General features: G+C 37.2%; 24 protein-coding genes. 19 read left to right on the top strand and 5 right to left on the bottom strand.

Going from position 1 to position 22,946, the window contains the following annotated elements:
* The first annotated feature begins 11 nt into the window (after window positions 1–11).
* Window positions 12–146: a hypothetical protein gene (locus AC2CGR_RS12835; RefSeq protein WP_001116178.1), complete on the top strand. Its 135-nt coding sequence runs from the start codon at window positions 12–14 to the stop codon at window positions 144–146.
* A gap of 78 nt (window positions 147–224) precedes the next feature.
* On the opposite strand, the gene gerSC is transcribed toward AC2CGR_RS12835, so the two are convergent.
* From gerSC to gerSA, 3 genes are read right to left on the bottom strand one after another with little or no spacing between them, the layout of a single operon-like run.
* Window positions 225–1,361 (bottom strand): spore germination protein GerSC, encoded by a 1,137-nt coding sequence (gerSC, locus tag AC2CGR_RS12830; protein ID WP_087967320.1) that lies wholly within the window; start codon window positions 1,359–1,361, stop codon window positions 225–227.
* Window positions 1,362–2,459: an endospore germination permease gene (locus tag AC2CGR_RS12825; protein WP_484480894.1), complete on the bottom strand. Its 1,098-nt coding sequence runs from the start codon at window positions 2,457–2,459 to the stop codon at window positions 1,362–1,364.
* Complete coding sequence (gene gerSA, locus AC2CGR_RS12820) at window positions 2,456–3,994, bottom strand: spore germination protein GerSA (protein ID WP_087967323.1); 1,539 nt, start codon at window positions 3,992–3,994, stop codon at window positions 2,456–2,458. The genes AC2CGR_RS12825 and gerSA overlap by 4 nt, the downstream gene beginning before the upstream one ends.
* A gap of 448 nt (window positions 3,995–4,442) precedes the next feature.
* Here gerSA and fdhF point away from each other — a divergent pair, with 448 nt between their 5' ends.
* The 17 genes from fdhF (at window position 4,443) to AC2CGR_RS12735 (ending at window position 20,068) form a co-directional block, all read left to right on the top strand.
* The gene (gene fdhF, locus AC2CGR_RS12815) at window positions 4,443–7,382 is read left to right on the top strand and encodes a formate dehydrogenase subunit alpha (RefSeq protein WP_484480893.1); all 2,940 of its coding nucleotides are present in this window, start codon (window positions 4,443–4,445) and stop codon (window positions 7,380–7,382) included.
* Window positions 7,383–7,394: 12 nt separating this feature from the next.
* A complete protein-coding gene (locus AC2CGR_RS12810) occupies window positions 7,395–7,877 on the top strand; it encodes a helical membrane plugin domain-containing protein (RefSeq protein WP_061685805.1) in 483 nt (160 codons plus the stop codon).
* 116 nt (window positions 7,878–7,993) lie between these two features.
* Window positions 7,994–8,338, top strand: a complete 345-nt coding sequence (locus tag AC2CGR_RS12805) for a Na-translocating system protein MpsC family protein (protein ID WP_000039582.1) — start codon at window positions 7,994–7,996, stop codon at window positions 8,336–8,338.
* A gap of 16 nt (window positions 8,339–8,354) precedes the next feature.
* Window positions 8,355–9,152, top strand: coding sequence for a formate dehydrogenase accessory sulfurtransferase FdhD (fdhD, locus tag AC2CGR_RS12800; protein WP_087967329.1), 798 nt, complete (start codon window positions 8,355–8,357; stop codon window positions 9,150–9,152).
* A gap of 20 nt (window positions 9,153–9,172) precedes the next feature.
* The gene (moaA, locus tag AC2CGR_RS12795) at window positions 9,173–10,189 is read left to right on the top strand and encodes a GTP 3',8-cyclase MoaA (RefSeq protein WP_240687573.1); all 1,017 of its coding nucleotides are present in this window, start codon (window positions 9,173–9,175) and stop codon (window positions 10,187–10,189) included.
* Window positions 10,190–10,389: 200 nt separating this feature from the next.
* On the top strand, window positions 10,390–11,169 hold the full coding sequence (locus AC2CGR_RS12790; RefSeq protein WP_029439229.1) for a formate channel: 780 nt from the start codon (window positions 10,390–10,392) through the stop codon (window positions 11,167–11,169).
* 24 nt (window positions 11,170–11,193) lie between these two features.
* Complete coding sequence (locus tag AC2CGR_RS12785; protein ID WP_131100508.1) at window positions 11,194–12,210, top strand: molybdopterin-synthase adenylyltransferase MoeB; 1,017 nt, start codon at window positions 11,194–11,196, stop codon at window positions 12,208–12,210.
* An 18-nt stretch (window positions 12,211–12,228) separates the two neighbouring features.
* Window positions 12,229–13,536, top strand: coding sequence for a molybdopterin molybdotransferase MoeA (locus tag AC2CGR_RS12780; protein WP_087967335.1), 1,308 nt, complete (start codon window positions 12,229–12,231; stop codon window positions 13,534–13,536).
* Window positions 13,517–13,981, top strand: a complete 465-nt coding sequence (moaE, locus tag AC2CGR_RS12775) for a molybdopterin synthase catalytic subunit MoaE (protein ID WP_131100505.1) — start codon at window positions 13,517–13,519, stop codon at window positions 13,979–13,981. Before AC2CGR_RS12780 ends, moaE begins: the two co-directional genes overlap by 20 nt.
* Window positions 13,982–13,985: 4 nt before the next feature.
* Window positions 13,986–14,222: a molybdopterin converting factor subunit 1 gene (gene moaD / locus AC2CGR_RS12770; protein WP_029439232.1), complete on the top strand. Its 237-nt coding sequence runs from the start codon at window positions 13,986–13,988 to the stop codon at window positions 14,220–14,222.
* A 218-nt stretch (window positions 14,223–14,440) separates the two neighbouring features.
* Entirely contained in the window at window positions 14,441–15,490 is a 1,050-nt protein-coding gene (locus AC2CGR_RS12765; protein WP_484480892.1) for a P-loop NTPase, read from the top strand.
* A 13-nt stretch (window positions 15,491–15,503) separates the two neighbouring features.
* On the top strand, window positions 15,504–15,728 hold the full coding sequence (locus tag AC2CGR_RS12760; RefSeq protein WP_131100503.1) for a group-specific protein: 225 nt from the start codon (window positions 15,504–15,506) through the stop codon (window positions 15,726–15,728).
* 42 nt (window positions 15,729–15,770) lie between these two features.
* The gene (locus tag AC2CGR_RS12755) at window positions 15,771–16,169 is read left to right on the top strand and encodes a hypothetical protein (RefSeq protein WP_061685800.1); all 399 of its coding nucleotides are present in this window, start codon (window positions 15,771–15,773) and stop codon (window positions 16,167–16,169) included.
* A gap of 158 nt (window positions 16,170–16,327) precedes the next feature.
* Window positions 16,328–16,576, top strand: coding sequence for a DUF1294 domain-containing protein (locus tag AC2CGR_RS12750; protein ID WP_087967345.1), 249 nt, complete (start codon window positions 16,328–16,330; stop codon window positions 16,574–16,576).
* Between the two features lie 92 nt (window positions 16,577–16,668).
* Window positions 16,669–17,610 (top strand): EamA family transporter RarD, encoded by a 942-nt coding sequence (rarD, locus tag AC2CGR_RS12745; RefSeq protein WP_087967347.1) that lies wholly within the window; start codon window positions 16,669–16,671, stop codon window positions 17,608–17,610.
* Window positions 17,611–17,689: 79 nt separating this feature from the next.
* Window positions 17,690–18,115 carry a divergent PAP2 family protein gene (locus AC2CGR_RS12740; RefSeq protein WP_087967349.1) on the top strand — a complete coding sequence of 142 codons (426 nt, stop codon included), beginning with the start codon at window positions 17,690–17,692 and terminating at the stop codon, window positions 18,113–18,115.
* A gap of 99 nt (window positions 18,116–18,214) precedes the next feature.
* On the top strand, window positions 18,215–20,068 hold the full coding sequence (locus tag AC2CGR_RS12735) for a terpene cyclase/mutase family protein (protein WP_087967351.1): 1,854 nt from the start codon (window positions 18,215–18,217) through the stop codon (window positions 20,066–20,068).
* Window positions 20,069–20,141: 73 nt separating this feature from the next.
* Here the strand turns inward: AC2CGR_RS12735 and AC2CGR_RS12730 are convergent, their stop codons facing one another.
* Entirely contained in the window at window positions 20,142–20,291 is a 150-nt protein-coding gene (locus AC2CGR_RS12730; protein WP_001035808.1) for a YfhD family protein, read from the bottom strand.
* Window positions 20,292–20,572: 281 nt separating this feature from the next.
* Between AC2CGR_RS12730 and fabG the strand changes: the two genes are divergently transcribed.
* Window positions 20,573–21,313 carry a 3-oxoacyl-ACP reductase FabG gene (gene fabG / locus AC2CGR_RS12725; protein WP_000395029.1) on the top strand — a complete coding sequence of 247 codons (741 nt, stop codon included), beginning with the start codon at window positions 20,573–20,575 and terminating at the stop codon, window positions 21,311–21,313.
* A gap of 50 nt (window positions 21,314–21,363) precedes the next feature.
* Here the strand turns inward: fabG and dhaS are convergent, their stop codons facing one another.
* A complete protein-coding gene (gene dhaS / locus AC2CGR_RS12720; protein WP_000080293.1) occupies window positions 21,364–22,848 on the bottom strand; it encodes an aldehyde dehydrogenase DhaS in 1,485 nt (494 codons plus the stop codon).
* Window positions 22,849–22,946: the final 98 nt, after the last annotated feature.

Here is a 22,946-nt window from a genome sequence, read left to right as displayed (position 1 = left end):
GAGGGATTCTGATGCCGTTTTTAGGAAGTGTATATCAAATATTTGGATTGTATCCAGAAATTTATTATGGAATGATTTCAGCTGAACTTGCGGAGCAGCAAAGATTGGAACAAGCGGAAAACGAAGAACCGGAAACAGAAGCGTAACTATACAGGAATTTTCAAAATAAAAATGATAACACGCTACTTGTTCTTTAAACGTATAAGAACAAGTAGCGTGTTTTGCTATTTAATAATCCCATTTTCTAAAATTTTAATAGTAGGTGCTACTTTCACGTTAGCTTTTGAAAAGGCACTCGGCCAATCGTCGTCAACTTTTTTCCATTCTTCATATTGAAATGCTCTCGCATAATCACCAAATCCGAATGGATCAAGTTTTTGTTTTTGAATGTTGTGGATTAAATCGTTCAAATCTTTGTTTAGTTGTTTTGTAATAAGAGAAGTTAATTTCTTTCTATCTTTGTCTATATCCATGTTGAATGTAAGTTCAGATACAGCAATTTTTAAATCCATTTTAACATTAAATTTGAAGTGGTTATCGCTATAGTCTGTATGGATATCACGATTCATGCTAAGAACATTTATTGTTACGAAATCGCCGCCATCGGTATCTTTTAAATCACTATTACTTTCAACTGAAGTAGAAGGGATTTTCAATGTAAGCGAAACCGGTGTATTCGCTTTCTTTTGTAACAAAAGAAGAAGGGCGCTTTCATAACGATTTAATGACATTTTATAAATTCCGCGAGAAGTTAATAGCGCGGAACCGGTAACGATAACATCTTTTTTACCTTTTTTTATTTCTGAAATAGCAGGTGTGATACCTTTATTAAAAGTTTGCCTGTGAAATTCATGGAATGTCGTAAAAACGGTCCGATTGTACAGTTTGTTCGTATTAATTAAATCTGTTAAATACTCGGGAAGGGCAGGCTTATCTTTAAAGTTATTATATATAACGGAAGAAATGGGACCGTCTACTGCAACCATACGCATGTTTCCAGTGTTTTTAGGATCACGATACCAAACATCAAGGTAAGGCATAGCCCCTTCTTGTTTTAAAAAATTTGTGCTAAATAAAATGAGCTGTAACTTTTCTGTAGATACTAAACCGCCACTTGAACTATTAAACGTTGCTTTTGCTTCTCGAGGTGTACGTACTTTCGCTTCATGTGTTTCGTACTTTTTTTCTACGTCTTCATTAAAAATAGGGTTTACGTGGTACACAATTAATTTTCCTTTTGCTTTTGCGTCAAAGCCGTAAATTAATGAAATCGATTGTTTTTCTAAGTCGAGTCGATCTCCACAGCCTGTTAAAAAGGTTATGAGAAAGTAAAGTATAGTGAAATGAATAAAGCGCCTCATTTAAACTCTTCTCCTTTTCCAATGCTGATAAAGTGTCATGTATAAGAGAAATACGACTGGGAATAGAAAAACGATAAAATAACTGGCAGTTCCCCAAAAGTCTCGCAAAGCACTTATTTGGTAAGAGGAAGGGATATAAAAGAATAAGACAACAATACACCCGAATAATAAAAACCAAATAGGTAAGGAACTCCCTTTTTTGTTAAGTAATTGATTGATTCCATCTGAAGCAGTAAAAATGTAAGGAATGCAAGAATCAAAAATAATGAAGAGATAAAAAGATAAAAAGATAATTTCAAACCGTTCAAGAAATGAAAAGTGAAATGGGGTAACAAGAGAAAGAGTAGGCCATAAAAACTTTGTTATACCGTCTGGACTAAAATAAACAAAAGAGACAAACGTGACTTGAAGATAAATAAATAGCGTAATCAAATTCGCAAGAACAATTCCTTTTTTTGCAGATGATTTATTACTGAGATAAGGATAAAGGACAAATGCAAACTCAAATCCGAGAAACGCAATGATAGTTGATTTTACTGTGTTTAAAACTGGTATCCAGCCTTCTTTAAGAAGAGGAAGAAGATAAATCCAATGCCCATCTTTAAGCGGAATAAACAATAGAAAAGGCATCCACAGTGTGAAAAATACAGTGAAAACAGCGTAGCGACTTATAATAAGAACGCCTTTACATGCGAGCATCAACATTGGAATAGATAGTAAAATCATAATTAAAAACATTGGAGTTCTAGGTAAAATCCAAATGTGAATAACGTATAAGAGGGAAAAAATTAAGGAAATAGCTGCAAGGACAGCATATAAAATCCAAAAAATCATTCCTACTCTTCCTAGCCATTTCCCCAGATAACGAGTCAGTACATCAAGTAAAGTATATCCAGGATGCTTTTCCATGATTTTTACAATGCATAGACTGACAAAAGTAGTGATAGCGCATCCAATAATAATAGACATCCAGCCATCTGTATTCGCCCCTTGTGCAACTTCACGTGGCAGTGTAAGTACACCGAATCCTACTTGAACACCACTAATCGTTAAAATGTATTGAAATAAACTAATCTCCCTCTTTGTACGCTTTGTCACTTATCTTCCTCCGTTCCTTCTATATCGCTTTGCCGATTCTCTTGTTTTAAGTTAAGGGATAGTGGGCGTTTCTTCATTATTTTCCATGGTAAACGTACAAGAATATCTTTTAAATCTGAAGCAAATAACGGAGAAAAAGGACTACCATAAGGAACACCAAGAGATTCCATAGAAAGTATATGAATAATAATGATTGCCATCCCAACCATAATTCCAATGACACCAAATAAAGAGGCAATTATCATCATTGGGAATCGAAGAAGTCGAATTCCTGCAGACATTTCTAGGTTAGGGATGATGAAAGAAGCGACTGCAGTAATAGATACGACGATAACCATGACATTACTTACTATTCCTGCTTGAACTGCAGCTTGTCCAATGACAATCCCTCCTACGACGCCAATCGTTTGTCCAACGGGACCAGGAAGCCGAACTGCAGCCTCGCGGAGCATTTCAAGTACTAATTCCATCAAAAGTGCTTCTAATATAGGAGGAAAAGGAATTTTAGCTCGAGATTCTCCAATCGTTAACAATAATTTAAGTGGAATCACTTCATAATGAAAGGAAATCATAGCAATATAAAGAGCAGGAGCAAAAATTGCAATAAATAATCCAGTGAAACGAAGTAATCGTATAAAAGATGGAATCATTGGTCTGAAGCTGTAATCATCTATCGTTTGAAAAAAAGCTGAAAAGGTCATAGGTCCTATTAATACGCCTGGTGAACGATCTACAACAACAGCAATTCGCCCATCTAGAATATGATGTGCTGTTGTGTCAGGGCGTTCAGTGATAGATAGTTGCGGAAAGAGAGTATAGGAATTATCTTCAACAAATCCTTCTAATTCTCCGGTAGTAAGAATGGCATCCACTTTGATTGATTCGATGCGGCAGGCCATCTCTTGTACGACATCTTCGTTTGCAATGTCTGCTAAGTACAGCAAAAAAACCTTTGAAGTAGCTCGTTCACCAACAGTGAACTCCTTCACTTTCAATTCGCGATTTGGAATATATCGACGAATAAGTGCAAGGCTGTCGCTCGCTACTTCATTAAATCCTTCGTGTGAGCTTTTTATGGAAGTTTCTGTTGTAGGTTCTTCAATACTTCTTTTTGGCGCCGCTTGCGTATCTAGTTCTAACGCTGTAAGCTGTCCATTTATGAATAAAATACTTTTACCATGTAAAAGGGACTGTTCAATGTCTGTCCACTGCTCAACCTTTTTAATATTTCCGATAGAAACAGAGGCTTCCCAAAAATCGTCTTCATTCCACTCTTTAAATAAGAGAGGACGAAGAATGTTTACGTTAATAACAGTTTTGTCTACAAGTCCTTCCATATATATAAGTGCAGCTTCCTGTCCGTTTTTTAATGGAAAAGTGCGTGTTATTAATTCTGGAATACCGCTAAACAGTTTGGACAAGTGCTTTAAATTAAGGGAAAGGGAAGAAGAAATAGATTTATTTAATGTGTGATTAGCTTGCTCTTGGGTAGAAAAAGATTTTTCACCACGAATCCATTTATTAAAAGACCCCATTTGTTCGCTTACTCCTTGTTATGTTTTATCCCGCTTTAATGGGCAGTAAGCCCCCCTCAAAATTTAGCGGAAGCAAAGAGGTTAAGTAGGGGTCGGGCTGCCCATAAAAGCCCGATTGGTGAGGGCTGATAATCAGTGGGGGATGAAGAAAACCCCCCCACTGATTAAAGTTTCACTTTATATGGGTTATTATGGATAGTTCCAAGCTGACATATGCGCAGTTTAAATTTTATATTGTATATTTTTAACTTTAACGCTATAATTATAGTGTTAAAGATGGAATCGTGATATGACCTGTTATGACTCTATCGTTTTATTTATGAATAAATGGATTGGTATTTTAGCAAGATGTGCTAATAAACTACTCCACCATGATAATAACGTGCCGAAATGTGGTGCGTATATTTTCGTGGTGGAGTTTTTTTATTCTCAAAAAGGGGGAAAGACCATGAATAACAACATGGTTCATATTACAATTGACGGAAAAAAGTATACAGCGGAGCCCGGTTCAACGATATTGGGTGTTATTAATGAGAACGGGATTGAACATCCGCAAATTTGTTACGTGCCAGAAGTAGATCCTATTCAAACATGTGACACTTGTATTGTAGAAGTTGACGGAAAGTTAATGCGCTCTTGTTCGACAGTAGCGACAGAAGGTATGAACATTGAACGTAATTCTACTCGTGCGAAAGAAGCACAAACAGAGGCGATGGATCGGTTACTAGAAAATCATTTATTATACTGTACAGTATGTGACAACAACAATGGGAACTGTAAACTGCATAATACAGCAGAATTAATGGAAATTGAACATCAAAAATATCCTTATGAACCGAAAGTAGATGTAAGTGAAGTTGATATGACGCACCCGTTTTATCGCTATGACCCTAATCAATGTATTGCATGTGGTCAATGTGTAGAGGTGTGTCAAAACTTACAAGTAAATGAAACATTATCGATAGACTGGGAAGCGGAGCGCCCACGAGTGATTTGGGATGAAGGAGTAAATATTAATGATTCTTCATGCGTTAGTTGTGGTCAATGTGTAACGATTTGCCCTTGTAACGCTTTAATGGAGAAAACGATGCTCGGTGAAGCTGGATTTATGACGGGACTAAAGCCAGATATTCTTGAACCGATGGTAGATTTAATTAAAGAAGTAGAGCCTGGATATAGCGGTATTTTTGCGGTATCAGAAGTGGAAGCGGCCATGCGTGATACTCGTACGAAGAAAACGAAAACAGTATGTACATTTTGTGGTGTAGGTTGTTCATTTGAAGTGTGGACGAAAGGGCGTAAAATCCTTAAAGTGCAGCCTTCTTCTGATGCGCCAGTTAACGCAATTTCTACTTGTGTCAAAGGAAAATTCGGTTGGGATTTCGTAAATTCTAAAGAACGAATTACGAAACCTTTAATTCGTAAAAATGGAACGTTTGTTGAATCTACATGGGAAGAAGCATTAAATGTAGTTGCAAGTAAATTAGGGTCGATTAAAGAAGAGTACGGTAAAGATGCTATCGGTTTTATTTCTTCATCTAAAATTACAAATGAAGACAATTATGTGATTCAAAAATTAGCCCGACAAGTATTTGAAACGAATAATATTGATAACTGTTCACGTTATTGTCAATCACCAGCGACAGACGGATTATTCCGTACAATTGGTATGGGCGGAGATGCTGGAACGATTAAAGATATTGCGCAATCTGGTCTTGTTATTATTGTAGGTTGTAATCCGACAGAAGGTCATCCTGTTTTAGCTACACGTATTAAACGTGCACATAAATTACACGGACAAAAATTAATTGTGGCCGATCTTCGTAAAACAGAAATGGCAGAGCGTTCAGATGTCTTTATTAGTCCAAAACAGGGAACAGATCAAGTATGGTTAATGGCTGTTACGAAATATATGATTGATCAAGGCTGGCACGATCAACGATTTATTGATGAGAATGTAAATTTCTTTGAAGATTTCAAAGAGAGCCTTACAGAATATACACTTGAATATGCAGAAGAAATGACTGGTATTTCGCAAGAAACACTAATTCAAATGGCCGAAATGATTCGTGATGCAGATGGTACATGTATCCTTTGGGGAATGGGTGTAACGCAAAATACAGGTGGATCTGATACTTCCGCTGCGATTTCAAACTTACTACTTGCAACAGGTAATTATCGTCGTCCAGGTGCTGGTGCATATCCACTTCGAGGTCATAATAACGTACAAGGTGCTTGTGATATGGGCACTTTACCAGGATGGCTTCCTGGATATCAGCACGTTACGAACGATATGGAACGTGCGAAATTTGAAATGGCTTACGGAGTGAAAATTAATAGTGAACCAGGTCTTAATAACATTGAAATGCTTCACGCAATTGATAAAGGGAAGATGAAAGCTATGTATCTTGTTGGAGAGGATATGGCTCTTGTAGACTCTAATGCGAACCATGTACATGAAGTGTTATCAAGCCTTGATTTCTTCGTTGTGCAAGATGTTTTCTTATCTAAAACGGCTCAATATGCAGATGTTGTATTACCAGCAGCACCATCTCTTGAAAAAGAAGGTACTTTCACAAATACAGAGCGTCGTGTTCAAAGACTATATCAAGTTCTTCCTACGCTTGGAGATGCGAAGCCAGACTGGTGGATCGTGCAGGAAGTTGCGAATAAATTAGGTGCAAACTGGAGTTATAGTCATCCAAGTGAAATTTTTGCTGAAATGGCAAGTTTATCACCACTATTTTCACAAGCAAACTATGAAGTATTGGAAGGATGGAATAGTTTCCATTGGGGAAGTTTTGATGGAACGAATACACCGCTTCTTTTCCAAGATGGATTTAACTTCCCAGATAAAAAAGCTCGTTTTGCGATTGCTGACTGGGTGCGCCCAGCTGAATTCCCAGCTGAGTTCGATCTTCATATTAACAACGGCCGTATGCTTGAGCACTTCCATGAAGGGAATATGACAAATAAATCAACAGGTATTCAAACGAAAGTACCTGGCGTTTTCGTTGAAGTTTCTCCAGCACTTGCAAAAGAACGTGGAGTGAAAACTGGTTCATTAGTCCGTCTTATCTCTCCGTTTGGAGCGTTAAAATTACGTGCACTTGTAACAGACCGTGTAAAAGCGAATGAGTTATATTTACCGATGAACTCTACAGATAATGAAACAGCAATTAATTTCTTAACAGGTCCTGCGGTTGATACGCGTACGAACACACCTGCTTATAAACAGGCGAAAGTGCGTATGGAAGTGCTAGAAGTTGATGGCGAAAATCCGATGCCAAAAGCGAACCCGCGTAATAAAAAACGTCATCCTCAATCTGGTATTGAGGTACATCGTAAGTGGGCACGTCCAGGGTATGTGCATTTAACGGATAAGTAGGAGGAGAAAAATATGGCTGCACCTATAAAAATGATTCAAAAACAAGAATTAACTGAGGAAGAAATAAAACAGAAAAAATTAAATGATTTAAAAGAGCTTCTAGCTAATAATGAAGACGCTCTTAATCAAATGTTTAATATAGTAGGGGAATTGAATGATATTGGCATGTTAGAAGCAGCTAATTCTATGCTAAAGGCGAAAGAACCAATCGCTAAAATTGTTCTTGGCCAAGTGACTCGTGAGCCTGTTACAAATTTAATTAATAATATGATGGGGGCTGCAGGTGCTTTAACAGAACTTGATCCGGAACTTACGAAAAAGCTTATAGGTAGCTTATTAGTAGGGTTAGAAGAAGGTAACGAACATCTGGAGAGTAATAAAAAAGTAGGGGTATTCGATCTTATGAAAGTATTGAAAGATCCAGACATTAACCGTGCTATCGGATTTGGGCTTCATTTCTTAAAAGGTATGGGTAAAGGGTTAAAAGACGAGTAACCTTCACGAAGTGAATCTTTTCGCCCAAATGTTTGTACGAAATAGTTTGGGCGGAAGGCTCATTTTGGTAAAATATATAATAAAGTAAAATGAGGCTTTTTGGGAGGTATAATTGTATGTCAAAAAAAGTACATGAATTTAATGATATGATACGAAAACTTCGAAAGGAACTTTTCGGAAAAGGGCCAGAACGAATTCATACTGTTTTTGCTGAAAATATGGCGATTGCGACTCTTTACGGAAACTTAACACCTACTGAAAAATTCATTTCAAGTACAATGGACGGTGCGGAAATGGTTCATATGGCTAGAACGAAAATGATTCAAGAAGTGTATGCTGCGAATTCTCGTGAACATTTGGAGGAACTTGTTGGGGCGAAATTGGTGAATTTGTTTTCGGATATGAAAGTAGAAGAAGATATTGCAGTTTCGGTATTTGTTTTTGATAAAAATATAACGTGAGAGAAGGATACTGATCGTGAAACCGATACAGGTAGAAAGAGAAATCTTTCGTTATGAACAAGGGGCGTTTAAGCATATAGAGGACAGCATTGTAACAGAGTTTCCAGTCACGATTAAAATGAATGGACAGGAGTTTGTTACAATGGTTAGTACTCCAGAATATATAGAAGATATGGTAATAGGCTTCTTAGCATCTGAAGGAATTATTCGGAAGTATGAAGATATTGATGACATATGGGTACAAGAGAAAGATGGATTTGTACATGTCAAGACGACCAAAGTGAATCCTTATTACGAACAAATGCAAAATAAACGGTACATTACTTCATGCTGTGGTATGAGTAGACAAGGATTTGTTTTTGCGAATGATGCATTAAGTGCAAAGACAATGAATGGCGTCCATGTACAGGTTACTGCAGAAGACTGTTTTCGATTAATGAAAGAAATGCAGCAATCTGCGGAGACATTTCGTCATACAGGTGGCGTTCATAATGCGTCTTTGTGCGATGTGAATGGTATTATTTTAAGTCGAATGGATATCGGAAGGCATAATGCGTTAGATAAAATTTACGGTTATTGCTTAAAAAATAATATTTCTATAAGAGATAAAATCATTGTTTTTAGTGGTCGTATTTCTTCGGAAATACTATTGAAGGTTGCAAAAATTGGTTGTGAAATTATACTGTCAAAATCAGCTCCAACTGAGTTGGCTTTGCAAATGGCAGAAGAATTAGGTATTACTACGATAGGATTTATTCGGAATCAATCCTTAAATGTATATACACATCCAGAGCGTGTTTTAAATATAAAATAAGTAAAAGCGAGGCAATAAATATGAAATCTGTCACATTAGACAAACTACAACGTCCTTTAAAGGATTTACGTATTTCAGTTACTGATCGCTGTAATTTTCGCTGTCGATATTGTATGCCAGAAGAAATATTTGGTCCTGATTACTCGTTTTTGTCTAATGATAAAATTTTATCTTTTGATGAAATTGAAAGGATAACACGTATTTTCGTTTCTTTAGGTGTTAGAAAATTACGGATTACAGGCGGAGAACCGTTACTTCGAAGAGGTCTTCCGCAGCTTATCGAGCGCCTTAATAAAATAGATGGTGTGGAGGATATCGGTTTAACAACCAATGGATCGTTACTTAAAAAGTTTGCTCCTGATTTATATAAGGCGGGTTTATCACGTGTGACAGTTAGTTTAGATTCCTTAGAAGAAGAGCGGTTTTTCTATTTGAATGGTAATAGAAGCAAAGTACAAAGGGTTCTGGAAGGAATCCAAGCTGCAGCTGAAGTCGGTATGAAAATTAAAATAAACATGGTCGTTCAAAAGGGAAAAAACGAACAGGACATTTTGCAGATGGCACAATACTTTAAGGAAAACAAGCATATTCTTCGTTTTATTGAGTATATGGATGTTGGAAATTATAACGGTTGGGATTTAAAAGAGGTTGTCTCTAAACAAGAAATAGTAGATATGATTCATCAAGTTATGCCATTAGAACGGATAGAAGCGAATTATGCAGGAGAGGTTGCGACTCGCTATCGTTATATTGGAAGTGATGAAGAAATAGGTATTATTTCATCAGTAACAGATTCCTTCTGCTCCTCATGTACGAGAGCCCGTATTTCTGCAGAAGGAAAGTTATACACTTGTTTGTTCGCTTCTAAAGGAAATGATTTGAGAGAACTGCTTCGATCTGGATACAATGATGAGGAAATAACAGATATCGTAAGCGATATATGGAACAACCGAGAAGATCGTTATTCAGATGAACGCTTAAATCATACAAGTAAAAAAAGAGCACCTAAAATTGAAATGTCACATATTGGCGGTTGATATATAAGAGTGACACTATGATGAAGCATATACAAAATGGAAAATGTGCAACGGTTGTAGATTTTCTATTTTATAGTAAAAGTGATGATTGATATCTCTGTAAAAGATGTGCAGAGAAATTAAGCAGCATTCAAAAACCTTTATTTTGAGGAGGTTTTTTGAAGCTGCTTTTTTATTTGGAGAAAATGGAGGAATTAGTAATGGCATTTCATAAACCGGAACAAATTGCTGAGCTTGTAATTGAGGCCGGTGTTCAAAAAGTAAGTCAGACCTTGCCAGCAATGCTTATTCTCGGTTTTTTAGGAGGAGCGTTTATTTCGCTAGGTTTTTTACTTAACATTCGCGTTTTAGGTAATTTGCCTGAGCGTTGGGGGAGTTTAGTAAATGTTTTAGGAGGAGCGGTTTTTCCTGTTGGACTCATGCTCGTCGTATTAGCAGGAGGAGAATTAATTACCGGAAATATGATGTCACTATCTATGGCGCTATATGCAAAGAAAATTACATTGGTTAGTGTGCTAAATAACTGGATTTGGATTACTTTCATGAATTTTGTAGGAGCTATTTTCGTAGCGTATTGTTTCGGTCATCTTGGCGGATTAACAGAGGGAGATTATTTAAATAAAACGGTAGCGATAGCAGAAGGAAAGTTACATGAATCATTTGGGCGAACTTTAATTTTAGCAATTGGGTGTAATTGGCTCGTTTGTTTGGCGCTTTGGCTCGCTTATGGGACGAGTGATTTCGTCGGAAAAATAATCGGAATTTGGATTCCCATTATGGCATTTGTAGTGATTGGATTTCAGCAAGTGGTAGCAAATATGTTTGTCATCTCAGCAGTTATTTTTGCAGGTCATCTGACATGGATGGACCTTGCTAGAAACTTTGTTCCTGTCTTTATCGGAAATGTAATTGGTGGAGCTGGTTTTGTTGGATTTGCGTACTTTGCTTGTTATCAAAAACAACATTCTAATATGAAATAGAATTCGTGAGAGGAAGGGTATGTAATGGGTGAGCGGTATTCACGACAACATTTGTTCAAACCAATTGGGAGTAGAGGGCAAGAAAAAATTCGAAATAAACATGTGTTAATTGTAGGAGTAGGCGCATTAGGAAGTGCAAGTGCCGAAAGTTTCGTACGTGCAGGTATTGGCAAGTTGACGATTATAGATCGTGATTACGTTGAATGGAGTAATTTACAAAGGCAACAATTGTACTCTGAACAAGATGCAAGAGAGAAATTGCCAAAAGCAATCGCTGCTAAAAATCGGCTAGAAAAACTTAATTCGGAAGTACAAATACATGCTTTCGTAATGGATGCGTGTGTAGAAAACTTGGAAGGGCTATTAGAAAATGTCGATGTAATCATTGATGCAACAGATAATTTCGATATCCGATTTATAATAAATGACTTATCACAAAAACATAATATCCCGTGGGTATATGGTTCTTGCATTGGCTCATACGGTATGAGTTATACAATTATTCCGCAAGAGACACCGTGTTTACATTGTGTGTTGAAGAACGTTCCAGTTACAGGTGTGACGTGTGATACAGCGGGAATTATTAGCCCGACTGTTCAAATCGTCGCAGCATATCAAGTGGCGGAAGCACTCAAAATTTTAGTAGAAGATTTTGCAGCAATTAGAAAAACATTTTTCATGTTTGATATATGGAGTAATCAAAACCATTTTATAAAACTAGGAAAAATCAAGACAGACGATTGCCCTTCGTGCGGTTTGAATCGCATGTATCCTTATTTATCATACGAAAACCAAACGAAAGTAGCTGCTTTATGCGGAAGAAATACAGTTCAAATTAGATCGGTAGAAAATAGACAGTACAATTTTGATGATGTAGAAAAAGTATTGAAAAAACTGGGGAAAGTAGATCGGAATCCGTATTTACTATCGTGCCAAGTAGATGAGTACCGCATCGTTATTTTTCGAGAGGGTCGTGTTTTCATTCATGGTACAAATGATATTTCGAAAGCGAAACAATTATATTATCGCGTATTCGGTTAATAGAAAGGGTTGTTAATAATGGAAAGAAGAGTGCCAATTACGGTTGAAGAAGCTGTTCGTAAAGTAATGAGATTTGCTCATAACGGCTTAAAGGAGCTACTACCTATTGAATTAGCTTACGGACGTATATTAGCAGAGGATTTAGTAGCTGACCATGATGTACCTTCATTTAATCGTTCACCGTATGACGGATTTGCTATTCGAGCAAAGGATACGGATTTAGCAAGTTATGAAACGCCAATTGTATTTGAAGTAGTGGGTGAAATCGGTGCAGGATCGCTATTCGATGAGAAAGTAGGTCCGTTTCAAGCAATTCGAATTATGACAGGTGCGCAAATTCCGAATGGGTGTGATGCGGTTGTTATGTTAGAGCTAACTCGTCAATATGAGGAGGATGGCAACAAATATATGGAAGTGAAGCGATCATTCAAAACGGGCGACAATATTTCTTTTCAAGGTGAAGATGCTCGTAAAGGAACGGTTCTTGCAAAGAAAGGTTCATACATTCATCCAGGCATTTCAGCTCTTCTTGCTACGTTTGGGTATAGCGAGGTACCGGTGGCTAGAAAGCCTGTAATTGGACTATTAGCGACTGGAAGTGAATTACTGGATGTAAACGATTCATTACAGCCAGGGAAAATCCGAAACAGTAATACGTATATGATATTGTCTCAAATTCGAAGAGCGGGCGGAAGAGTAAAATATTTTGGGAAGTTTAACGATGATTTTCATACATGTTTCACAGCTGTAAAAGAAGCGTTAAGCCAAGTCGATATGCTCATTACAACAGGCGGTGTATCAGTAGGGGATTACGATTATTTACCAGCTATATATGAAAAATTAGGTGCATCTGTTCTTTTCAATAAAGTTGCAATGAGGCCAGGAAGTGTAACGACTGTAGCGCAATTCAATGGCAAGTTATTATTTGGATTATCAGGAAATCCATCTGCTTGTTACGTAGGGTTTGAATTATTTGTAAGACCTTGTATTCGGACGTATATGTTTAGTGAAAAAGCACATTTAAAAAAAGACAAAGCGTTATTAGGAGAAGACTTTTTAAAGCCAAATCCATTTACAAGATTTGTACGAGCAAAACTGACATATAACGAAGGGCAGTTAATTGCTTATCCGTCAGGGTTTGATAAATCTAGCTCGGTTTCTTCATTAGCAGAATCGAATGCTTTTATCGTATTACCAGGCGGGACAAGAGGATATAAAAAAGATATGTCTGTGGATGTTCTTTTATTGGAAGATAACGAAGGTAGTGAATGGCCTTGGACATTTCGCAAAGTGAGAGGTGGTTCCAATGGGACAAGTGCTATTTGAGATTGTTGATATACCGATTGTAGTTGAAGAAGTAACGAATAAAGTTGCAAGAAGAGAAGCAGGGGCGATTACAACTTTTATTGGTACAGTGAGAGAATTAACAAAAGGAAAACGAACGCTATATTTAGAGTATGAAGCATATAAACCGATGGCAGTAAAACAACTTATGAGAATTGGTGAAGAAATTAGTGAAAGATGGCCGGATGCAAAAGTAGCAATTACGCACCGAGTAGGACGACTAGAAATAATGGATATTGCGGTAGTCATTGCAGTTTCATCACCGCATCGCAAAGTAGCTTATGAAGCGAATGAATACGCAATTGAACGTATAAAGCGAATCGTCCCAATATGGAAAAAAGAATTTTGGGAAGATGGGACGATGTGGATTGGAGATCAACTTGAAAATACACCTTATCCAGAAGGAAAACCGAAGAAGGAAGAATGAGAAAATGATTACAATTTTACTATTTGCAAATTTACGTGAGGAAGTTGGATTGGATCGATTCGTAATTTCAGAAAAAGAAGAAATGACAGTGCAGCAATTAAAAGAATGGCTCAAAGCAAGCTATGGTTTACAATCGCTTGATAAAGTGATGGTGGCTGTTAATGAAGAGTTTGTAACGAATGAAGAGATGATAAAAACCGGAGATATCGTCGCATTTATCCCGCCCGTTAGTGGTGGATAATAAGTGTTTCTCGCAACGACAAGAAGATGTTGTATATAAAGTGAAACTTTAATCAGTGGGGGTTTTGTTCATCCCCCACTGATTATTAGTTGAACCAATCGGACTTTTATGGGCAGTTGATCCCCCACCTAACTTCTCTGCTTTCGCTGAATTTTGAGGTGGCGGTCTTACTGCCCATTAAAGTCGAATAAATTAGAATACGAGAAGGGATGAGTTCTATGATTACTCAAAAACAAATAATGGATGCGCTAAAACATGTAGAGGATCCAGAATTACACAAAAGTATTGTAGAGTTAAACATGGCTAGAAATATACAAATGAATGGAACAGAGGTTAAACTTGAAGTAGTGCTAACGATTCAAGGTTGTCCGTTAAAAGCAAAAATTCAACAAGATATTGAAGATTCACTTCACGCAATTGGTGCCTCTAAAGTGGATGTAACATTCGGTTCTATGACAAAAGAAGAACGTGCAGTCTTAACAGAGAAGTTAAAGAAAAATACTAGAACAGAAACTGGTATGCCAAGCATGCTTCGTCCTGATTCAGGGGTACGATTTATTACTGTAACGAGCGGAAAAGGTGGAGTCGGAAAATCAACTGTGACAATTAATCTTGCAACTGCTTTAGCTCGTATGGGCAAAAAAGTGGGGATATTAGATGCAGATATATATGGTTTTAGCATTCCTGCTATGATGGATACGAATCAAAAACCAACGATGATTGATCAAACAGCAATTCCAGTTATTAGTCATGGTGTTAAAATCATGTCTATGGGATTTTTTACAGAAGGAAATAATCCGGTTATGTGGCGCGGACCGATGTTAAATAAATGGATTCAAAATTTCCTTGCGAATACGCACTGGGGAGAATTAGATTATTTACTGCTTGATTTACCACCTGGTACAGGAGATGTCGCCATTGATGTTGCAGCAATGATTCCGCAGGCGAAAGAAATTATCGTTACAACACCACATAATGTAGCTTCATTCGTAGCATCTAGAGTAGGCGTAATGGCAAAACATACGAAACACGAGATTTTAGGTATTGTGGAAAACATGGCTTATTATGAAGAACAAGATGGATCGAAAAATTATCTGTTCGGAAAAGGCGGCGGCGAAATGTTAGCAGAACAATTGCAAACAGAAGTAATCGCACAAGTACCTTTTGCAAAACGTGAAGAAAATAGCGGTTCATCTGTATATGATGAAGATTCTCTTGTTGGAGAAGTGTTTACATCGTTAGCAGAAGATATTATTTATAAAGGATAGAGGAGGGAATTTTATGGCGTGTAATATCGATCATTCTATTGAAGATGTAATGAATAAACTTGGAAGTCAAAAGAGTTTTTTATCTGAAGAGATTTTTAAAGGGTTAAAAAATTTTTTGCAAGGTAATCACTCACAAGAAATATTAAATGATGTATTTCATCTTTTAAAAAAGTATGACTTAGTAAGTGAAGAAGAAAGAGAGACGAGAAATACTCAATTATTGCTGATTATAAAATAAATACACTTTGGCTTTTGGTTTGTAACAGGAGGGGTAAATGTAATGGATATGAAAAAGATGATTGAAATGATAGAAGCAACAAAAGTGACGGAAGAAGAATTATCGATTTCTAATTTACATCAAAAACTTGTGAAGTTATATAGTCAAAAAAATATGGCTGATTATACGGAGCTATTAAAATATATTTTATCATTATCTGTGCAGTTAAAATTACATCTCGTATTGAAATATTTTGGTGTGCGACCAGTTGTTGCCGCCGATGAGCGTATGCAATTTCAAGAGATATTTAAATGCCTGGCTAAGAAAGATGATAATGGCGAATGGTTTCTAAATTTCGTTTCTTTATATGTAGGGCTAATTGTAGTTCTTCATTTTGATGAAAAAGAGATTGAGAGAAGTTTTTTCAATGAAATGGTAGTGGGTGAAGGGAATGAAATATAAGATTCTGCTTATAACATCCTTCTTTTTAATAGCTATAATTGGTCTTTTGATTGGCTATGTAAATATGAAGGTAACGAATTAATAAAAAGTGTTCTTCAGTTGTTTCCATCGTTTTTTCATGTTACCATTAAGCGAATTTTTCATAGGGAGAGAAAGCGATGAAATGGATTTATTTTATTATGATTAACGTTATAGCTTTTAGCCTTATGGGGCTTGATAAACGAAAAGCGAAGAAGAAACAGTGGAGAACGCCAGAAAGTACGTTGTTTTTATCAGCGGCAGCTGGGGGAGCAGTTGGGGCTTGGATCGGTATGTATATGTTTCATCATAAAACTCATAAAAAGAAATTTGTTTTCGGCATACCGTTACTTGTTGGAATAACGGTATGTTTATTATTCGTTGTATGAGAAATGTCGAAAGAAATACAGATTGATTATTGGTAAAGTGAGCATGTGAGACCGTATAATGGAGAAAAAATGAGAAGAGGAGAAAAAGGAAGATGGGGAGTCAATCAGCACAGCAAAAAAAAGGGATTATATATGCGGCTGGTGCGTATACGATGTGGGGAATACTACCAATCTATTGGAAATGGGTTGAGGAAGTCCCAGCAGATGAAATATTAGCACACCGCATCGTTTGGGCGTTCGTGTTTATGTTAATCGTATTAGGTGTTACGAAGAGATTTCGTCAGTTTATTGGAGAGTTCGTGAATCTTTTTAAACGACCTAAATTATTAATGTCATTAACAATAGCTTCGGTCTTGATTAGCGGAAACTGGTTTGTCTACATATGGGCCGTTAATCATAATCATGTCATTGAAGCAAGTCTTGGCTATTATATTAATCCGCTTATTAGTATTTTACTTGGTACAGTCGTTTTAAAGGAAAAGTTAAACTTTTGGCAATACGTTGCAGTTGGTTTAGCTGGAGTAGGGGTTATCATTTTAACAGTACGTTTCGGGGCTATTCCGTGGGTTTCTTTATCACTTGCCCTTTCATTTGGATTATATGGATTAACGAAAAAATTGTTAAACTATGATGCGACAATTGGACTTACGATGGAAACGATGTTAGTGACGCCGTTTGCAATCATTTACCTTGTTATGACAGGCGCGCATGGTTTCGGCTCATTTGGATCTATTTCAATGTTATCAACGCTACTTTTAATAGGAGCAGGTATTGTAACAGCATTACCACTATTTTATTTTGCAAAAGGAGCCCAACTTATTCCGCTTTATATGGTAGGATTTTTACAATATATTGCACCAACAATTAGTTTGATTTTAGGTGTATTCGTATTTGGTGAACATTTTACATCTACTCATATGATTGCATTTTTCTGTATATGGGTTGCATTATTTGTATTCTCGATAGCGAAAACAAAGTTCTTAGTGCAAAAACAACCGAAATTTATAAAAAATAAATCAGCAAAAGTATCATAATGCGTAGTATTTTCTACGCATTTTTCTTTATACTGATACTATATAGGATTTCCATTATAGCTAGTAGGGAGCTGAGAACGTGGAAACAATTTTACATAATGATCCGCTTATGGCCGCTGTAATTTCATGGTTTTTAGCACAATTAACGAAAGTAGTCTTTAAATTAGTCAAAACGGGTGAATTTGATTTTGCAAAGTTTTTCGCTTCAGGTGGGATGCCAAGTTCTCATGCTTCAACTGTTACAGCATTGGCGACAGGTGTTGGCGTTGTGGAAGGTGTGGAAAGTGCTTTATTTGCAATTGCTGCTATTTTTGCCATTATAGTTATGTATGACGCTTCAGGAGTAAGGCTTGCTGTAAGTAAACAGGCGAAAATATTGAATGAGTTTTTTCACGGTAGACAAACAGAATATAAGAAGTTAAATGAACTTGTTGGGCATACACCGTATGAAGTAGTAGTTGGTGCTTTATTAGGGATTATTGTCGGAGTAGGATATTGTTTATGAGCAGAACATTTTATATGTTCTGCTTTTCTTTGTTTTCATACATATTCAACTGCTTTTTTGAATATCGTTATACGGATTTCGAAAGGGTGGGTGAATAACTTGTTATTATATGAAAAAGTGCATGAAGAAATAGCGAGAAGAGCAACTGCACTTCAATCGATGCAACGGCAAGATGGTACGTGGCGATTTTGTTTTGAAGGAGCTCCATTAACAGATTGCCATATGATTTTTTTATTAAAATTATTAGGTAGAGATAAAGAGATAGAACCGTTTGTAAAAAGATTAGAATCACTTCAAACAAATGAAGGAACATGGAAATTGTATGAAGATGAAGTGGGAGGTAATTTATCAGCTACCATTCAATCTTATGCCGCCTTACTTGCATCGAAAAAATATACAAAAGAAGATGCGAATATGAAGCGAGCGGAAAATTTTATTAAGGAACGCGGAGGTGTGGCGCGTGCTCATTTTATGACGAAGTTTTTATTAGCAATTCATGGAGAATATGAATATCCTTCACTCTTCCATTTACCAACACCAATCATGTTTCTCCAAAATGATTCCCCTCTCAGTATATTTGAATTGAGTAGCTCAGCACGTATCCATTTAATTCCGATGATGCTTTGTTTAAATAAAAGATTTCAAGTAGGGAAAAAGTTATTGCCAAATTTAAATCACATTGCAGGCGGAGGCGGAGAATGGTTTCGAGAGGAGCGGTCTCCAGTTTTTCAAACGTTAGTAAGTGACGTGAAGAAAATTATAACGTATCCACTTTCTTTGCATCATAAAGGATATGAGGAAGTAGAACGTTTTATGAAAGAGCGTATTGATGAAAATGGAACATTATATAGTTACGCAACTGCTTCGTTTTATATGATTTATGCTTTACTTGCATTAGGACATTCTATTCAATCACCAATTATTGAGAAGGCTATAATGGGAATTACATCTTATATATGGAAGATGGAAAGAGGGAGCCATTTGCAAAACTCTCCGTCAACTGTATGGGATACGGCTTTACTCAGCTATGCGTTACAAGAGGCACATGTTCCGAAAGATCACAAGATGATTCAACAGACAATAACATATTTATTAAAAAAACAGCATACAAAAAAAGCTGATTGGAGCGTACATGCTCCCGCGCTGACTCCTGGCGGTTGGGGCTTTTCGGATGTGAATACGACGATTCCAGATATTGATGATACAACTGCTGTGTTAAGAGCATTGGCACGAAGTAGAGGGAACGAAAATGTAGATAATGCTTGGAAGCGAGCGGTTAATTGGGTTAAAGGATTGCAAAATAATGATGGTGGTTGGGGAGCTTTTGAAAAAGGGGTAACGAGCCGTATATTAGCAAATTTACCAATCGAAAATGCGAGTGATATGATTACAGATCCTTCTACACCAGATATTACAGGGAGAGTGTTAGAGTTTTTCGGGACATATGTACAAAATGAATTGCCTGAGAAACAAAAACAAAGTGCGGTAAATTGGTTAATGAATGTACAAGAGGAAAATGGATCATGGTATGGGAAATGGGGGATTTGTTATATATATGGTACGTGGGCTGTTATGACAGGTTTACGGTCATTCGGAATTCCATCTAGCAACCCATCATTAAAACGAGCAGCTTTATGGCTTGAACATATACAGCATGAAGATGGTGGGTGGGGAGAATCTTGCCACAGTAGTGTGGAGAAAAGGTTCGTTACTTTACCATTCAGTACACCATCCCAAACAGCATGGGCGTTAGATGCTCTTATTTCTTACTATGATAAAGAAACGCCAGTCATTCGAAAAGGTATTTCATATTTGCTCTCCAACCCTTATATAAAAGAAAAATATCCTACTGGAACAGGTTTACCAGGTGGGTTTTATATTCGTTATCATAGTTATGCTCATATATATCCGTTGCTTACTTTGGCTCATTATGCAAAAAAATATAGAAAATAAACCGAGAGATGTCTCTCGGTTTATTTTGTTGGGTAGTAGGTCCCTTTTGAAAAGAATAAGGTTGTGATGTACCTTATTTTTCGGTTGATTGGCGTTTTTGACGTGCATCAGCGGCATTTGCACGTGCGTTTGCTTCTAAGTCATTGTGGTCAGCGAGTTCACGAGAGAACTCTACATCAATGCCATCAGTAGCTTTGTTTTGTTTGAAATTTTTTTTGTTCATTCGACACAATCTCCTTGCACTTTATCCCGCTTTAATGGGCAGTAAGACCCCACCTCAAAATTCAGCGAAAGCAAAGAAGTTAGGTGGGGAATCAACTGCCCATAAAAGTCCGATTGGTTCAACTAATAATCAGTGGGGGATAAAGCCCCCCGCTGGTTAAAGTTTCACTTTATGCGACGTTGCAAAGTTAGTTTGACACAAATAGACTTTTTTATACAAAGAGGAATTGGAAAGTAAAAAGCCGAAATATACAGTATAAGTAATAGAAATGGGGGATAGGAATGGAGTTTTTAAATGGGAAAACAGCTGTTGTAACAGGAGCTGCACAGGGAATTGGAAAAGAGATTGCAAGGGTTTATGCAAAGCTGGGGGCGAAAGTATTAATTAGCGATGTAAATGAAGAGAAGCTACAAAAAACGACACGTGAATTATCGGACGAAGGATATGAAGTGTGCTCATATCGATGTGATGTGAGTAATCAAAATGAAGCGAAGTCGTTAATTGAATATGCGGTTCAAAAATTCGGTACATTACATATTTTGGTGAATAATGCTGGAATTACAAGAGACGCAATGTTACATAAAATGGAGAAGTCTGCGTGGGAACAAGTATTACAAGTGAATTTAACTGGAGTTTTTTATTGTATGCAACCAGCGCTTCTTTACATGAGACAACAAGGGTATGGACGCATTATTAATATATCTTCAATTAGTAGAGAAGGAAACATAGGTCAAGCAAATTATGCGGCTACGAAGGCAGGCGTTGTAGGTTTAACGAAAACGGCAGCGAAAGAAGTTGGAAGTTTCGGTATTACGTGTAATGCGATTTGTCCAGGGTTTATGGATACAGATATGACTAAAACGATACCAGATAAAGTGAAAGAAAAGATGGTTGGCGCGATTCCAGTTGGTAGAATTGGAACGCCAGAAGATATTGCAAACGCAGCAGCCTTTTTAGCATCAGAATACGCATCCTATATTACAGGAGAAGTATTAAATGTGAGCGGAGGACTGCAAGTTTAAAGGAATACATAATGAAAAGAACCTGACCGGATAGGTCAGGTTCTTTCTCATTAATTTAAGTTAAGCCAAACGCTCTTCACTTCTGTATAGTTATTTAATGCATAAGATCCCATTTCACGACCAAGACCGGATTGTTTAAATCCTCCAAATGGAGATGCTGCATCAAAGACGTTATAACAGTTCACCCATACTGTACCAGCACGTACTTTACTTGCAACATAGTGTGCTGTTTTAACATTTTCTGTCCACACACCAGCCGCTAAGCCGAATTGTGATTTATTTGCACGTTCAATTACTTCATCAATATCGTTAAACGGTATAGCAGAAATAACTGGACCGAAAATTTCTTCTTTTGCGATCGTCATTTCATCATTTACGTCAGCGAATACTGTAGGAGAAACGAAGTAGCCTTGATCGAATGGATTACTTCCTCCGCAAAGTACTTCAGCGCCTTCTTCAATCCCTTTTTCAATGTAGCCCATTACACGTTTTTGTTGTTCTTCCGAAACGAGAGGACCGATTGTTGTTTCAGGGTTAAGACCGACACCTTGATTTAGTTTTTTAGAATAGAGGACGAGATCAGCCATGACGTTATCATACATTTTCTTCGGAACAAATAGGCGTGATCCAGCAGAGCATACTTGTCCTTGATTAAACATAACACCAGAAAGTGCACCAGGAATTGCACGAGATAAGTCGGCGTCTGGTAAAATAATGTTTGGTGATTTACCACCAAGCTCTAAAGTAACACGCTTTAATGTTTCAGATGCTTGTCGCATAATTTGTTTACCGACTGGAGTAGAACCGGTAAATGCAATTTTATCAACGAGTGGGTGATTAACGAGAGCTTGTCCAGCTGATTCACCGAATCCAGGTACGATATTAATAACACCTTTCGGGAATCCAGCTTCTTCAATTAATTCAGCTAAGTATAAGGCAGATAGTGGAGTTTGTTCTGCAGGTTTTAAAACGATTGTACATCCTGTAGCAAGCGCTGCTCCCATTTTCCACATTGCCATAAGAAGTGGGAAGTTCCAAGGGATAATTTGACCAACGACACCAACAGCTTCATGGCGTGTATAGTTAAAGTAATCACCGGAAACAGGGATTGTTTGACCAACGATTTTCGTCGCCCAGCCGGCATAATAGCGCATATGTTCAATTGCGAGTGGTATGTCTGCTGCCATTGTTTCACGGATTGGCTTTCCGTTATCTAATGTTTCGAGCTGTGCAAGCTCTTCTTTATGTTCTTCCATTAAATCAGCTAACTTGTACATAAGACGGCTTCGCTCAGCAGTGCTCATACGAGACCAAGGACCTTCGTCAAAAGCCATACGAGCTGCGACTACAGCTTTATGAATATCTTCGCGACCAGCTTCAGAAACAACGGCAAGTGTTTCGCCAGTTGCTGGGTTAGGTGTGTTAAATGTTTTACCGGAAGCGCTTTCGATGAAGGATCCATTCACATATAACTTTTTTGTACCTTGAAGAAACTTTTCTACCTTTTCATGAAGATTTACAGCTAGTTGACTCATTGTATAACCCCCTTGAAAATATAATGTAAACGCAGTACGAGACGGCGTTTATTCCGAAATCAAGGATGTGGGAACTAGATGGAAAGCCTCTAATTTAA

The organism is Bacillus sp. LSHTCR4 (assembly GCF_057197025.1).
This window is presented reverse-complemented; position numbering and strand designations above follow the sequence as displayed.

What these genes read in the sequence shown, in the direction of transcription:
- AC2CGR_RS12835 (WP_001116178.1), top strand. Translation starts at nt 12, where the DNA reads ATGCCGTTTTTAGGAAGTGTATATCAAATATTTGGATTGTATCCAGAA.
- gerSC (WP_087967320.1), bottom strand. Translation starts at nt 1,361, where the DNA reads ATGAGGCGCTTTATTCATTTCACTATACTTTACTTTCTCATAACCTTT.
- gerSA (WP_087967323.1), bottom strand. Translation starts at nt 3,994, where the DNA reads ATGGGGTCTTTTAATAAATGGATTCGTGGTGAAAAATCTTTTTCTACC.
- fdhF (WP_484480893.1), top strand. Translation starts at nt 4,443, where the DNA reads ATGAATAACAACATGGTTCATATTACAATTGACGGAAAAAAGTATACA.
- AC2CGR_RS12810 (WP_061685805.1), top strand. Translation starts at nt 7,395, where the DNA reads ATGGCTGCACCTATAAAAATGATTCAAAAACAAGAATTAACTGAGGAA.
- AC2CGR_RS12805 (WP_000039582.1), top strand. Translation starts at nt 7,994, where the DNA reads ATGTCAAAAAAAGTACATGAATTTAATGATATGATACGAAAACTTCGA.
- moaA (WP_240687573.1), top strand. Translation starts at nt 9,173, where the DNA reads ATGAAATCTGTCACATTAGACAAACTACAACGTCCTTTAAAGGATTTA.
- AC2CGR_RS12790 (WP_029439229.1), top strand. Translation starts at nt 10,390, where the DNA reads ATGGCATTTCATAAACCGGAACAAATTGCTGAGCTTGTAATTGAGGCC.
- AC2CGR_RS12785 (WP_131100508.1), top strand. Translation starts at nt 11,194, where the DNA reads ATGGGTGAGCGGTATTCACGACAACATTTGTTCAAACCAATTGGGAGT.
- AC2CGR_RS12780 (WP_087967335.1), top strand. Translation starts at nt 12,229, where the DNA reads ATGGAAAGAAGAGTGCCAATTACGGTTGAAGAAGCTGTTCGTAAAGTA.
- moaE (WP_131100505.1), top strand. Translation starts at nt 13,517, where the DNA reads ATGGGACAAGTGCTATTTGAGATTGTTGATATACCGATTGTAGTTGAA.
- moaD (WP_029439232.1), top strand. Translation starts at nt 13,986, where the DNA reads ATGATTACAATTTTACTATTTGCAAATTTACGTGAGGAAGTTGGATTG.
- AC2CGR_RS12765 (WP_484480892.1), top strand. Translation starts at nt 14,441, where the DNA reads ATGATTACTCAAAAACAAATAATGGATGCGCTAAAACATGTAGAGGAT.
- AC2CGR_RS12760 (WP_131100503.1), top strand. Translation starts at nt 15,504, where the DNA reads ATGGCGTGTAATATCGATCATTCTATTGAAGATGTAATGAATAAACTT.
- AC2CGR_RS12755 (WP_061685800.1), top strand. Translation starts at nt 15,771, where the DNA reads ATGGATATGAAAAAGATGATTGAAATGATAGAAGCAACAAAAGTGACG.
- AC2CGR_RS12750 (WP_087967345.1), top strand. Translation starts at nt 16,328, where the DNA reads ATGAAATGGATTTATTTTATTATGATTAACGTTATAGCTTTTAGCCTT.
- rarD (WP_087967347.1), top strand. Translation starts at nt 16,669, where the DNA reads ATGGGGAGTCAATCAGCACAGCAAAAAAAAGGGATTATATATGCGGCT.
- AC2CGR_RS12730 (WP_001035808.1), bottom strand. Translation starts at nt 20,291, where the DNA reads ATGAACAAAAAAAATTTCAAACAAAACAAAGCTACTGATGGCATTGAT.
- fabG (WP_000395029.1), top strand. Translation starts at nt 20,573, where the DNA reads ATGGAGTTTTTAAATGGGAAAACAGCTGTTGTAACAGGAGCTGCACAG.
- dhaS (WP_000080293.1), bottom strand. Translation starts at nt 22,848, where the DNA reads ATGAGTCAACTAGCTGTAAATCTTCATGAAAAGGTAGAAAAGTTTCTT.